The sequence below is a fragment of the Streptomyces sp. NPDC031274 genome (assembly GCF_055570235.1).
The window spans coordinates 310634-323289 of record NZ_JBVIHP010000008.1 but is presented as its reverse complement, the minus strand read 5'-3'; the positions used below and the strand labels follow the sequence as shown (position 1 = coordinate 323289).

The following is a 12656-nucleotide window of genomic DNA, read 5'->3' as shown; positions in this document are numbered from 1 at the left end:
CCGGGCCGCCAGACTAAGCAAGTATCTGGAACCTGACCGTGCGTCCGGACGAGAAAGCCACACACCACCCCCCCCCCCCCCCCCCCCCCCCCCCCCCCCCCCCCCCCCCTCGACGCCGCTGGCCATCGGCGAGGTCTTCAACACCGTGCACGACTACCAGACCCTGATCACCGAGCAGTTGATCGACTACGTACGTTCCGCGGTCACTCACTTCGGCGGTGTCACGCCGCTGCGCAAGCTCTTCGACTTCGCGGCGCAGTACCAGATCAAGAGCGCGGTGCACGGCCCCGAGGACATCTCCCCGGTGGGGATGGCCGCGGCCCTGCACCTGGACCTCGCCGTGCACAACTTCGGGATCCAGGAGTACTCGGGCCACACCCGCCTCACCGATGAGGTCTTCCGGCACGCCTACACGTTCACGGACGGCCACCTGCACCCGGGTGAGGCTCCCGGCATCGGAGTGGAACTGGACGAGGAGCTTGCGGCCGCCCACCCCTACGAAGCGGCCTATCTGCCGGTCAACCGACTGCGGGACGGAACCGTCCACGACTGGTGAGCACGCGGGGGAGGGACGGCTGCCCCCGTCCCTCCCTTCCCTCCCTCTGGACAATCCCGTGACTCGGTGCTGAGATGCCGCCGGATCGGGAACCGGCACAGCGGCAAAGTCCTCGGGGTGGACGGCATGTCGACGGCCAACAGCGCGCAGGTCGTGCAGTTCGAGGACAACGGCACGGCGGATCACCTGTGGCGCCTGACGTGAGTCGGAGCGGCCGAAGGGCCCTCTGTCGTGTCGCGTCATGACAGTCCTGATCGCCGGTGGCGGCGGGTTCCTGGGCTCCGTTCTGTGTCCGCCAGGCGGCAGCTGCCGGGCACAGGACGGTCGCGACCTTCGCCACCAGACGAGTGGCCTTGGCCCGCAGCCCGTGTGTGGCCCGAGCCGACCGGATAGGCCTTCTTTTGATCTCCGTAACCACGAGCAAAGGATTGCCCCATGCGCTTGCGCACAGCTGTCACCGCCACGGTTCTGGCCGCCGTCGCCGTTCTCGGCGGCTCTGGGATCGCCGCCGCGGACGGACCCGTTGACGACGCTCTGAACGTCGTCCACGAGGAAGCCACCGTGGTGCACTTCGGCGACCTGGTCCTGGACTGACCAGCACGACAGGCACTGAGCCCTCTGGTGCCGCGCTGCCGACAGGCGGGCGGCGCGGTACCGGGGGCTACTCAGGTTGCCGGGGGCTACTCAGGTTGTACGCGGGTGAAGTGCCGACGTACGTCGTCCCTGGCGTCCGCGTCGAGGGCGAGGCGCCACTCCAGACGCCCGCAGTCCGCGCAGACCAGCGCCGACACCGGGACGGTCCGTCCGCGGATCGCCCCGAACTTCAGGCGTACGTTCGGGTTGGCCTGGCCGTAGTGGGCCTGCCCCTCGTACACCTCGCCGCCCCCACAGCCGGGACACACCCCGCGCGTCATTTCCGTCCCCTGATCGTTCATGAGCCCCACCCTAGGCACGATGCCACAGGGCCGATCAGCACCGAACGCGATTGACATCCGCCGCGAGACGACCGTAGTTTGCGGCGCATTGGAGTGAATCCTTTCAGTGCGATGGTCTGTCGCGCTGGTCGTGCCGCGTGGGCTGAGAGGGGCCATCGCTCGTGCAACGGGTCTGCTTCCTGCTGAAGGTCCGCCCGGACCGGCTGGACGAGTACCGAGAGCGCCACGAACACGTCTGGCCGGAGATGCGCGAGGCGCTCTCCGCCGCCGGATGGCACAACTACTCGCTGTTCCTGCGAGAGGACGGCCTCCTCGTCGGTTACCTGGAGACCCCGGACTTCGCCGCCGCGCAGGAAGCCATGGCGCGGACCGAGGTCAACGCCCGCTGGCAGGCCGAGATGGCGGGCTACTTCGAGGGCTTGGACGGGCGCGGCCCCGACGAGTCGATGCGCTCGCTCGCCGAGGTCTTCCACCTCGCCTAGGGCCTCTCGCCGCCTGTATGCGGCGATTCGAGCGGAAGGCTTTTCGCCTCTTCCCGAGCTTTCCCGCCACACCTCCCGCGATGCCGCCTGGAGCGAGCTCGGCAGCCCTATGCTTCTACTCGCTTGTAGAAATGCGAGGCGTTCGCGGCTGCTTCGAGCGCTTCCGCGTCCCCTGCCGCGTGCCTCCCGCATTGCTCAGCACTTCCTCAGTACGAGAATCACACGCACATAAGGGGTGAACGCCACGATGGTGTTCAAACGACTGCTCGGCTCGCTCGGCGTGGGTGGGCCCACGGTCGACACGGTCCCCGATCCGGGTCCGTTCCTGCCCGGCGGCGACCTCAACGGACAGGTCCAACTGCGGGGTGGCAGCGCCGACTTCGACATCGAGCACATCACCCTGGAGCTGGTCGCCCGGGCCGAGGTCGAGCGGGAGGACGGGGAGAGTGAAGGCGCCGTCGTCTTCGACCGGTTCACCGTGGGCGGCGGTTTCCGTCTCGCTGAAGGCGAGGAGCGCGGTGTCCCGTTCAGTGTGACGCTGCCGTGGGAGACGCCGATCACGGAGCTGTACGGCCAGGGGCTCGGCATCGTCCTCGGGGTGCGCACGGAGCTGTCGGTCGCGGGCGCGAAGGACAAGGGTGATCTGGACGCGCTCGCGGTGGGTCCGCTGCCCGTGCAGGAGGCGATCCTGGAGGCGCTGGGGCAGCTCGGGTTCGGCTTCAGGTCCGCCGACCTCGAGTACGGCCACATCGCAGGCACCGGACAGCAACTCCCCTTCTACCAGGAGATCGAACTCACCCCGTCCTCCCAGTACGCCCACGCGGTCAACGAGATCGAGTTGACCTTCCTGCCCTACCCGGGCGGCATGGACGTGATCCTGGAGGCGGACAAGCGCGGCGGTCTCTTCTCGGGCGGCCACGACGCCGTCACCCGCTTCACCGTCGGTCATGACGGGGTCGGGCACCAGGACTGGAACGCGCTGGTCGACGGCTGGATCAAGCAGTTGGTCGAGCATCGGGGGGCCCACGCCTCGCACTCCTCGTACGGGCACGGCGATCCCTACGACTCGGCTCATGGCCAGGTCGGACACCACCACGACCATGACGGCCACCGCCGCTCGGGCCCCGGCATGGGCGCCGTCGTCGCCGCGGGTGCGGCCGGGCTCGCGGTCGGTGTGGTCGGCGGAATGGTCGCGGCCGAAGTCGTCGACGAGGTCGGCGACTTCTTCGAGGGTGACGATGAAGAGGAAGAGGGGGACGAGGGGTAAGTGAGCCGGGGGAGCGGGCCGGTTCGATGGGCGAAGCCGACGAGCACCGCCTTCCTGTCCCGCTCCCCGTCCAGCACCTCGCGCATCTTCTGCGCGGCAAGGCCCGCTCGGTCCGAGGCGCCGCCGAACTCCACCACGTTCACATCTTCTACAGATGCGTAGAAGCTACGCTGCTCCGGCACCCCTCCCTGCACGACAGGCGAGGAACGACGGAGACAAGAAGGAGACAAGACCCATGGGTGTCATCGGGTGGATCATTCTCGGACTGCTGGCCGGCGCGATAGCCAAGGCCGTGCTGCCCGGCCGCGATCCGGGCGGGCTCATCGGCACGACGGTCATCGGAATCGCCGGAGCCTTCGTCGGGGGCTGGCTGTCGGCGCGGTTCCTCGACCGGCCGGTGGAGCGGCAGTTCTTCGACCTCACCACGTGGGGATCGGCCATCGCCGGAGCGCTCGTGCTGCTGATCGGCTACCGCCTCCTGTTCGGCAACTCGCGCAAATAGTTCGCAGTCGGCGTGACCGACGTCGCGCGTGGCTGGTTCGGTGCGGCGGACTTTCGGAGCCCGCCCCCGTTGTCTCTACAGTGCTGTAGTTTCTAGACGGGTCGGCGTCGCGGGCGCGGGCCGGAGACATCGAGGAGGAGAGCAGTGGGAGTTTCCCTGGCCAAGGGTGGCAACGTCTCGCTCAGCAAGGAGGCCCCGGGCCTCACGGCCGTAGTGGTCGGCCTGGGCTGGGACGTGCGGACCACCACGGGCACCGATTACGACCTCGATGCCTCCGCCCTGTTGGTGGACGAGTCCGGGAAGGTGCCCTCCAGTCGGCACTTCATCTTCTACAACAACCTCAAGAGCCCGGACGGTTCGGTCGAGCACACCGGCGACAACCTCACCGGTGAGGGCGAGGGCGACGACGAGGCCGTCAAGGTGAACCTCGCGGCCGTGCCCGGCGAGGTCTCGAAAATCGTCTTCCCGGTGTCCATTCACGACGCAGAGAACCGCGGCCAGAGCTTCGGCCAGGTCCGCAACGCCTTCATCCGCGTGGTCAACCAGGACGGCGGAGCGGAACTCGCCCGCTACGACCTGTCCGAGGACGCTGCCACCGAGACGGCAATGATCTTCGGCGAGCTCTACCGCAACGGCGCGGAGGAGTGGAAGTTCCGTGCCGTGGGTCAGGGTTACGCGTCCGGCCTGTCCGGCATCGCCTCCGACTTCGGCGTCGACGTCTGACCGTGCCCGCCTTCGGCACCTGACGTCGCGGACCCAGCCGTCCGGCGACGTCCACACACCCCGTCGCCCGCATGACCACCCAATCGCATGCGGGCGGCGGGGCTCCTCCTTGCTCGCGCCGCACCCGGCACGGGCCCAGACGCAGACAGGACCGAAGTGTTCGGACTGAGCGAAATCGCCATCATCCTCATCGTCGTCATACTCGTCCTCGGCGCCAAGAAGCTCCCTGAACTGGCCCGTTCCGCAGGCAAGTCGGCCCGCATCCTCAAGGCCGAGGCCAAGGCGATGAAGAACGAAGGGGAGGAGGGCGAGAAAGAGGGGGAGAAGGGGAAGGCCGCCGGGGAGGCGGCGCCTTCGCCCCAGGTCATTCACGGTGAGGTCATCGCGCCCGCCGCCCACACGGTGCCGAAGCCGGACTCCGAGCGGCCTCACCCGCAGAACCAGCAGCGCTAGCCCCCCCCCGGCGTAGACGTCCCCGGCCCTCAAGACGGGAGCCTCTCCCGGCCCGGGCCGGGAGAGGCTCTGGGGCGGTGCGTCAGCCGCAGTGCTCGGCCTTCTCCTGATCCGTCATCGGGCGGGTGTGCTGCGTCTTGGTGCTCGGCGCGTCCGGCTTGGGGCCCGTCGCGTCGAAGGGGGCGTACCAGATGTAGTGCCCGTGGAACTTGTCCTCGAAGTGCAGCTCGTAGGTGCCCGTGACGCGCTGCAGCTGGGACTCGCGCGTGACCCAGCCGACCTCGCCGGGGCGGACGTCGACGTTGGTGGTGTCGGTCTCGGTGTGCGAGCTCTCCCAGGTGTGTCCGTAGGAGGTCTCGATGCTCACCTTGAAGACCTCGGCGAAGCCGTACTCCGCGCTGAGCGAGACCCCGACGCTGTTGGACTCGCCGGTCGTGTCCGCCCAGGAGATGCTGGAACGCTGCAGGTCCGGGGTGCAGTTGTAGGCACTGTCGCCCACCTGGTGCGCCTCGCCCATCGAGTCGGTGCCGGGACCGTCGGGGTGGAAGACGCACGAGTCGGTGCCGTTGTCGCACTTGTCGAGCAGCTCGCGGATGGTGGGGGCCTCTTCGTCGGCCTGTGCGGCGGGCGCGAGGGCCATGCCGCCCGCGGTGGCCATCGCCGCGAACAGGACGGTGAGACGGGTACGGGTGATCATGTGTGATCTCCAGTGGGGGGAAGGTGATGCGGGTGGGGGGGTGCGGCGTGCGTGAGAGCGCGGCAGTGCTCGCTCTAGCTGAAGCCGATGGACTGGGTGCGGTCGTTCATCATCTGGCCGACGTCGGCGGTGTTCTCGTCGAACGGCCCGTCGCGGTCGCCGCCCAAATTGGGCTCCGGGTAGAGCCAGATCGCGCAGTTGCCCCAGGGCTGTACGGACGAGATGCGGTTCTTCCAGTCGTCGCCGAGGTCGTACTGCCAGTTGACCCAGCCGTCCTTCTCGCACAGCGAGGGGCCGCTGATGGTGAGCGTGTCACCCGAGAAGCCGGGATCGCTGAAGAACGTTCCCTGGACGACGTCCCCGGCCGCCGCGGTGTCTTTGTTCACCGCGGTCTGGGACATGGCCGCGCGGAACGCGGGCGAGGTGACGGCGGCCCGTGGGGTGGCCGGTGCGTCGGTGACGCGTCCGTCGGTGGCGCGGTCGATGGCTTCGTCGAACGTGCCGAAGCAGCGCTGCTCTCCGGTGGTCGCGTCCAGGACGCAGTGGCGCGCGGCCGGTTCATCGGCCGCTCCGGCCGGCTGCGCCGACAGGGTGCAGATCAGTCCGGTGGAGACGGCGAGCGTGGCCCCCGCTAGACGCGAGCGGTGCGTGGCCCCCGCTGGACGGGTGCGGTGCGTGGTCCGTATCGCCATACGGTTACCCCTTTCTTCTAGTTTGGCGTGAGCACATCACCTTCCTGGATAGTGGCTGCGGTCCGCGTCTGCGGCTGGAATCTCGAATTCCGTTGTCTATGAGGCAGTTTGAGCGAACTCGGGCACCGCGAGTGCCCCCTTCGGGCACGCCGAAGGGGGAAACGGGCAGGAGCGGAGCAGTGCCGTCAGCACTGCTCGAAGACGTAGCCCTTCGTGCCCTCGGGGCGGACGTCGCGGTCGCGCAGCGTGATGGACAGGTCTGAGCCCCAGCCGTCGCAGGCGGTGCGGTAGTCCTTGCGCGTGTACTCGACGGCGAAGACCTTGTCGTCATAGGCGTCGGCGAAGTCGCCGCACTCCTTGTACGCCGCGCACTCCTCGACCACGGCGAAGTCGAACCCGATGCGGCCGCGCTCAGGAAGGAGGTCGGTGGTGTTCTTCTGGGCGATCGCCAGGCCGCGACTGTGGGCCCGCTCGGCGAGCGACTTGGCGAAGGCGGCGGCGTGTTCGGTGGTGAGGAGATCGTCGGAACGCTCGTAGGAGTCCAGGTTGTCGGGCTCGACGGCGTCATAGCCCGACTTCGCGCAGCCGTCGATCCACGGCCCGACGACGTCCATCAGGTCCCGGCGCTTGCCGGCCGTGGAGATGTCCAGGAGCGGCTCCTCCCAGTCGTCGTCGATCACCAGGGAGCCGTCGTCGTCCTTGAGCAGCAGGTCGGGGTGGTTCTTCTTCCACCAGCCGATGGCTTCGCCCGGCTGGGTCTGGAAGGCGTTGACGTAGCACACGTTGTACAGGCCCTTGGCGGGCTTGGCGGAGCGGTCGCGGGAGACCGCCTGTACGGCGTCGTCGGGCGTGTAGGGGCCGCCGAGTTGGTAGTCGAAGACGGCGTCGGCCTTCGGCGGGCGCACGTCGTCCGCCCGGTCCGTGGCGGTGGCCGAGGTGCCCTTGCCGTCGTCGGTGGCGCAGGCGCCGGTCAGGAAGAGGGCGGCGGCGCAGACGGCGAGGAGGCCGGGGTGCGGGCGGTGCGTGCGGTGCGGGCGGCGCATGGAGGGCTTTCGTTCGGGGCGGCGGCGGCAGGGCTGCCGCCCTTGAGCACGGTGCGCGCGGCCTTCGGGAAGACCGTGCGGAAATGTGTTGCGATGTCGATCTTACGTCGCATATCGGCCGAACCGGATACCGAGGTCGCGGCGGCAGGCCCGGGGAGACCGGCCGCCGCGAGTGACCGCTCACGAGGTCAGGGGCCGCGGGTCAGGCCAGGACGACGGAGCGGGTCAGGTGGGCCGGCTGGTCCGGGTCGCGTCCCGCGCCCTCGGCGATCCGCACGGCCAGACGCTGGGCGAGCACCAGTTCCGCGAGCGGGTCGAACTCGGGGGCGCGCAGATACGCGCCGGTGGCCTCGATCTGTGCCGTGAGCTCCGCGGGCAGCGGGGACAGGCTCCACACCGCCCGCCCGGGACCGGCCACCGCGATGGGGCCGTGGCGGTACTCCATCAGCGAGTAGGACTCGGTCCAATGGGCGGCGGCCTCCCGCACCTTGAGCGCTGCCTCGTGCGCGAGCCCGGTGTGCCAGCCCTCGCCGAGGAAGGTGATCTGCTCCGCGGCGAGCAGCCGCGGATCCAGCGGTGCGCTCAGGGCCGTGGTCACGTCGGTCAGCGCACCATCGAGGTTGTGGCCGAGGTGGGCCATCATGAGTGCCAGTTGCGTGGTCGGATAGCGGGTCTGTACGACGGACTGCTCGTCGGCGTGGTCGAGGATGATCACGTCGTCGGCGGCGAGCGCGGCAGGCGACCGGGGTACCGCGGTGAGGGTGGTGACCCGCGTGGAGGAGGGGGCCGTCGCGAGGGCGGTGAGGATCTCGGTGGTGGTACCGGACCGGGTCAGGGCCAGGATGCGGTCGTAGGGGCGGTGCAGCCAGGCCGCGGAGGCGGGGAACGCGTCGGTGGGGCCGTGCCCCAGGCTCTCCCGCAGGTGGGCGTAGGCCTGCGCCATGAACAGCGACGTACCGCAGCCGATCACGGCGACCCGCTCACCCTTGGCGGGCAACGCCTGCGCGTATTCGGGGAGTTGCTTCAGCGCGTACTCCCAGCACTGCGGCTGTGTGTCGATTTCCTGGCTTGTCAGTGACATTGAGGGTGCTTTCTCGGTCCGGGGATGAAGAAGTGAAACTCTGTGACGGCCGACAGCCGGTCAGTCGCCGAGGAGTCGGCGCAAGGAAGGCTGGAGCCGGTCCCCGTGGGCGCGGACCATGTCGTCGCACAGCCGCCAGATCCGCTCCACGGGAAGCGCCGCCGCGGTGGCGGGGTCGGTCATCGCCGCGTGCCGGATGTGGCGCGGCTCGTCGTCGATGGCGGCGCGCACGACAAGGTCGTTCATGCTCAGGTAGGTGCGGTTGAGCGCGGCCAGCTGCGGGGGCAGGGATCCCGCGCGGGTGGGCTGGATACCGGAGGCGTCGACGAGGCAGGGGACTTCGACCACCCCGTGGCTCGGGAGGTTGTCGATCAGGCCGTGGTTGGGGACGTTGCCGTAGACGGTGCGTGGGGTGCCGGTCACGATGCTGTGGATGATCTGAGGGGCGTACTCCATGGTGCCCTCGACGGTGAGCGGTTCGCCCGCGGCCAGGGCGTCCCGGGTCTGGTGGTAGGCGGCGACGTTCTCGTCGACGATGCCGAGGTAGGCGCCGATCGGCAGGCGCAGACGCTCGATCTCGCTGTCGTGGTGCAGGTACCAGGGGACGTACTCGGAGGAGTGCTCGCTGGTCTCGGTGGGGTAGTAGCCGAGCCGCCGGTACATGTCGACGCGGACCCGGCGCCGCAACTGCTCGTCCTTGGCGATGAGTTCGTCGAGCCGGGGGTAGAGGTCCTTGCCCTGGTGCTCGAAGCGCAGCACCCACGCCTGGTGGTTGACGCCCGCTGCCCGGTAGGTGACCTCCTCGTACGGGACGCCCACCAACTCGGCCAGGTCGCGCATGGTCCAGTACACGGAGTGGCACAGGCCCACCACCTTGGTCAGGCCGGTGGCCTCGGTGAGGTACTGGATGTTCATGGCCATGGGGTTGGTGTAGTTCAGGAGCCAGGCGTCGGGGCACACCTCGGCGATGTCCTCGCCGAGCGCCTTCAGGAGCGGGAAGGTGCGAAGGGCACGGAAGATGCCGCCGACGCCGAGGGTGTCGCCGATGGTCTGGCGCACCCCGTGGCTCGCGGGGACGTCGAAGTCGGTGCGGGTGGCCTCGCCCATGCCGACCTGCACGATGTTGATGACGAAGTCCGAGTCCGCGAGGGCCTGGCGGCGGTCGGAGTGGCTGGAGATGGTGGCGTGCGCGCCCAGGTGGTCGGCGATGTACTCGGCCGCGGCCTGCGCGGTGGCCAGGCGTTCGGAGTCGATGTCGTGCAGGGCGATGTGGGCGCCCTTGAGCTCGGGGAAGGCGAACAGGTCGGCGAGCAGGCCTTGGGTGAAGACGACGCTGCCTGCGCCGATGAAGGTGATCTTGGGGTGGTTCATGAGGCGTGCGCTCCGCTGTGAGTGGTGTGGGCGAGGACTTCGTCCCGTGTGGGCTGGGCTCGGGTGCCGCCGTGGGCGCGGGTCGACAGGGACCCGCAGACGACGGCGAACCGCAGTGCCTCCTGCGGGGTCTGCCCGTCGAGGAGGGCGGCGACAAAACCGGCGTCGAAGCTGTCTCCGGCGCCGACGGTGTCCTTGGGGGTCATGGGAAGGCCCGGTGCGGACAGCAGCGACTGGCCGTTGTGGCACAGGGCGCCCGCGGCACCGTTCTTGACGACCACCAACGGGACGCGGGCGGCCAGCAGTTCGGCCGCCTGCTCCGGGCTGGCGGACGGCATTCCGGCGAGGCGGAGGGCCTCCTGGGCGTTGGGCAGCAGGACGTCGGTCTGGGCGAGGACGGCGTCGAGAGCTGCCGGGTCCCACCGCCCCGACGGGTCGTCCTGGGTGTCAAGGGACGTGCTCGCGCCGTTCTGGCGCGCGGTGCTCAGGACCTTGGGCAGATCGGCGGCGAGACGCGGCTGCAGGAAGTACGAGGCGGCATGGACGTGCCGGGCGTCCGCGAGGAGTTCCACGGGGACATCGTCGCCGCTGATGGTGTTCAGGGTGCCCGGAGAGGTGAGGATGGCGCGGTCGTCGTCCTGGGTGAGCACGACGGTGAGCGGGGTCGGCAGCGAGGCGTCCACCTTCAGGGCCCGGGTGTCGACTCCGCGGGCGGTGAGCGCGTCGCGCATGTAGCGGCCGGCGTCGTCGTCGCCGACGCGTCCCGCGAAGGCCACCTTCAGGCCCAGGCGCGCGGCCCCGCAGGCCATGATCGCGGCCGAGCCGCCGAGGGTGAGGGACCCGGCGTCGACGAGTTGCTCGTGCTGGCCGAAGGCGAGTGGGCCGTTCAGCGGGCCCAGGATCACATCGGGGTTGGCGTCCCCGATGACGAGGAGGTCGTACGAGTACGGCATCGAATTCCTTGAGTTCCTTCGGATCGTGCGGGGGAGGGGAAGCGGGGGAGGTCAGCCCTTGAGGCCGCTGGAGGTGACCGAGCGGATGAAGGCCTTCTGCGCGAAGAGGAACGCGATCAGGACCGGAAGCACGGTGATCACGTTGCCCGCCATCACCGCGGACCACCGGGTGTGGTGCTGCCCCTGGAACGTGGTGAGACCCAGTTGCAGCGTGTACTGGGTGTCGTGGTTGATCGCGATCAGCGGCCAGGTCAGGTCGTTCCACGTGGTGAGGAAGGTCAGCACGGCCACCGTGGCGAGCGCGGGCCGCGCGAGCGGCAGCACGATCGACCAGAGGACCCGCAGCCTCGAACACCCGTCGATCCAGGCGGCCTCCTCCAGCTCCCTGGGCAGCGAGAGGAAGAACTGCCGCAGCAGGAACACGGCGAACGGCGTGACGAGGGTCGGCACGATCAGAGCGCCCAGGGTGTCGATGAGACCCAGCTTCTTCATCACGAGGAAGGTGGGGATCATCGTCAGCTGGAAGGGCACCGCCATCGTCGCCAGCATCAGGACGAGCAGCGCCCGCGAGCCACGAAAGCGCATCCGGGCGAACGCGTACCCGCCAAGGGCGCCGAAGACGAGGTTCGAGGTGACCGCGACGGCGGAGACGATCGCCGAGTTGAGGAGCCAGCGCGGGAACATGGCGTTGCCGAGCACATAGCTGTAGCCGCCCAGGTCGACGCGCGAGGGCCACAGCGCGGGCGGGAACCTGTTGATCTCCGCGTCGCTCATCACCGAGCTGAGCAGCAGCCAGATCAGCGGCACCGCGAAGAGCAGCGCCAGCGGCGCGAGCACCATGTGCCAGGCGTTGAACGGCAGGCGAAATCCGCGGTGGGGCAGAACGGCGGGCTCGGTGGCCCGGCGCGCGGTGGCCTCGGGCGCGGTGGTGGTCGCGGTCATCAGGCGGCTGCTTTCGTACGAGGGGTGCGCTCACGGCCGCGGGCCACGCGCAGCACGGCGGCCACGACGAACAGGGCGAGCGCGAGGACGTAGGCCGATGCCGCCCCGTACCCGGCGGTGAAGTTCTTGAAGGCCTGCTCCCAGATGAAGTAGACGATCACCGTCGTCGAACCGAGGGGGCCGCCCTTGGTGGTCACATAGACCAGGTCGAAGACCTGAAGGGCCTGGATGGTCTGCCACAGGAGCAGGAACGTGCTGACCGGGGCGAGCGTCGGCAGCGTCACGTGCCGCAGCAGCTGCCACCGCCCCGCGCCGTCCAGGCGGCCCGCCTCGACCAGCGACTGATCGACGTCCTGCAGCGCGGCCAGATAGATGACGGTGCACAGACCGGTGCCGCTCCACAGGGTGATGGCGACCAGCACGAACAGCGCCTGCGAGGAGTCGGTGAGGAAGCCCTGGGGCGAGAGCCCCAGGCGGTGGAGCACGGAGTTGGCCGCCCCGAAGTCCGGGTCGAGGATGAACGAGAAGAGCACGCCCTGGGCGGTGGCCGAGATGACGAACGGCACGAAGAACAGGGTGCGGTACAGGCCGACGAAGCGGATCCGCCGGTTCAGGGCGAGGGCGAGGGCGAGTCCGATGACGATGCTCAGGGGCACGTACAGGACCGTGTAGAGCAGGGTGTTGCGCACGGCCTGGCTGAAGTTCGGGTCCTGGGCGAGGGCCCGGTAGTTGTCCAGGCCCACCCAACGGCTGGGCGTCACCAGGTCGTTGGCCTGGAAGGAAAGGAGCAGGGACCACACGACCGGCAGGACGCTCAGACCGAGGATGACGAGCACCGAGGGGGAGATGAACGCCCAGGCGGTGGCGGTCTCGCCGCGGCGCCTGCGGCGCAGGGCGCGTTGACCGTCCGGGTCCGGGGGCAGGGTCAGTGGGCGGGGAACTGATGGCATGTCGGTGTC

General features: G+C 69.3%; 15 protein-coding genes and 2 pseudogenes. 8 read left to right on the top strand and 9 right to left on the bottom strand.

Annotated elements, in window-relative coordinates:
* Positions 1–109: 109 nt before the first annotated feature.
* From ACZ5CR_RS16220 to ACZ5CR_RS16210, 3 genes and pseudogenes are all read left to right on the top strand, one after another.
* Positions 110–556: pseudogene (locus ACZ5CR_RS16220) on the top strand (enolase C-terminal domain-like protein); the annotation flags it as partial.
* Between the two features lie 81 nt (positions 557–637).
* Positions 638–760 (top strand): annotated as a pseudogene (locus ACZ5CR_RS16215) (RICIN domain-containing protein); the annotation flags it as partial.
* A gap of 231 nt (positions 761–991) precedes the next feature.
* Positions 992–1150, top strand: a complete 159-nt coding sequence (locus tag ACZ5CR_RS16210) for a hypothetical protein (RefSeq protein WP_468857792.1) — start codon at positions 992–994, stop codon at positions 1148–1150.
* Between the two features lie 86 nt (positions 1151–1236).
* Here ACZ5CR_RS16210 and ACZ5CR_RS16205 read toward each other — a convergent pair whose 3' ends face one another.
* Complete coding sequence (locus tag ACZ5CR_RS16205) at positions 1237–1491, bottom strand: hypothetical protein (protein ID WP_468857790.1); 255 nt, start codon at positions 1489–1491, stop codon at positions 1237–1239.
* A gap of 161 nt (positions 1492–1652) precedes the next feature.
* Between ACZ5CR_RS16205 and ACZ5CR_RS16200 the strand changes: the two genes are divergently transcribed.
* From ACZ5CR_RS16200 to ACZ5CR_RS16180, 5 genes are all read left to right on the top strand, one after another.
* Positions 1653–1973 (top strand): L-rhamnose mutarotase, encoded by a 321-nt coding sequence (locus ACZ5CR_RS16200; protein WP_468857788.1) that lies wholly within the window; start codon positions 1653–1655, stop codon positions 1971–1973.
* A gap of 247 nt (positions 1974–2220) precedes the next feature.
* Positions 2221–3240: a sporulation protein gene (locus ACZ5CR_RS16195; RefSeq protein WP_468857787.1), complete on the top strand. Its 1020-nt coding sequence runs from the start codon at positions 2221–2223 to the stop codon at positions 3238–3240.
* Between the two features lie 235 nt (positions 3241–3475).
* Positions 3476–3742, top strand: a complete 267-nt coding sequence (locus ACZ5CR_RS16190; RefSeq protein ID WP_383265814.1) for a GlsB/YeaQ/YmgE family stress response membrane protein — start codon at positions 3476–3478, stop codon at positions 3740–3742.
* A gap of 144 nt (positions 3743–3886) precedes the next feature.
* Positions 3887–4465 carry a TerD family protein gene (locus tag ACZ5CR_RS16185; RefSeq protein WP_468857785.1) on the top strand — a complete coding sequence of 193 codons (579 nt, stop codon included), beginning with the start codon at positions 3887–3889 and terminating at the stop codon, positions 4463–4465.
* A 156-nt stretch (positions 4466–4621) separates the two neighbouring features.
* Positions 4622–4918, top strand: a complete 297-nt coding sequence (locus ACZ5CR_RS16180) for a twin-arginine translocase TatA/TatE family subunit (protein ID WP_468857784.1) — start codon at positions 4622–4624, stop codon at positions 4916–4918.
* Positions 4919–5000: 82 nt separating this feature from the next.
* On the opposite strand, the gene ACZ5CR_RS16175 is transcribed toward ACZ5CR_RS16180, so the two are convergent.
* The 8 genes from ACZ5CR_RS16175 to ACZ5CR_RS16140 all read right to left on the bottom strand — a co-directional run bounded on the left by ACZ5CR_RS16175 (position 5001) and on the right by ACZ5CR_RS16140 (position 12647).
* Positions 5001–5615, bottom strand: coding sequence for a hypothetical protein (locus ACZ5CR_RS16175; protein WP_468857783.1), 615 nt, complete (start codon positions 5613–5615; stop codon positions 5001–5003).
* A gap of 74 nt (positions 5616–5689) precedes the next feature.
* Positions 5690–6307 carry a hypothetical protein gene (locus ACZ5CR_RS16170; protein WP_468857781.1) on the bottom strand — a complete coding sequence of 206 codons (618 nt, stop codon included), beginning with the start codon at positions 6305–6307 and terminating at the stop codon, positions 5690–5692.
* Positions 6308–6492: 185 nt separating this feature from the next.
* Positions 6493–7350 (bottom strand): endo alpha-1,4 polygalactosaminidase, encoded by an 858-nt coding sequence (locus ACZ5CR_RS16165; protein ID WP_468857780.1) that lies wholly within the window; start codon positions 7348–7350, stop codon positions 6493–6495.
* A gap of 202 nt (positions 7351–7552) precedes the next feature.
* Positions 7553–8431, bottom strand: coding sequence for an SIS domain-containing protein (locus ACZ5CR_RS16160; protein ID WP_468857779.1), 879 nt, complete (start codon positions 8429–8431; stop codon positions 7553–7555).
* A 60-nt stretch (positions 8432–8491) separates the two neighbouring features.
* Entirely contained in the window at positions 8492–9802 is a 1311-nt protein-coding gene (gene melA / locus ACZ5CR_RS16155; RefSeq protein ID WP_468857778.1) for an alpha-galactosidase, read from the bottom strand.
* Positions 9799–10755, bottom strand: a complete 957-nt coding sequence (locus ACZ5CR_RS16150; RefSeq protein WP_468857777.1) for a carbohydrate kinase family protein — start codon at positions 10753–10755, stop codon at positions 9799–9801. Before ACZ5CR_RS16150 ends, melA begins: the two co-directional genes overlap by 4 nt.
* Positions 10756–10806: 51 nt before the next feature.
* On the bottom strand, positions 10807–11697 hold the full coding sequence (locus ACZ5CR_RS16145; RefSeq protein WP_468857775.1) for a carbohydrate ABC transporter permease: 891 nt from the start codon (positions 11695–11697) through the stop codon (positions 10807–10809).
* Complete coding sequence (locus tag ACZ5CR_RS16140; RefSeq protein ID WP_468857773.1) at positions 11697–12647, bottom strand: carbohydrate ABC transporter permease; 951 nt, start codon at positions 12645–12647, stop codon at positions 11697–11699. The genes ACZ5CR_RS16145 and ACZ5CR_RS16140 overlap by 1 nt, the downstream gene beginning before the upstream one ends.
* Positions 12648–12656: the final 9 nt, after the last annotated feature.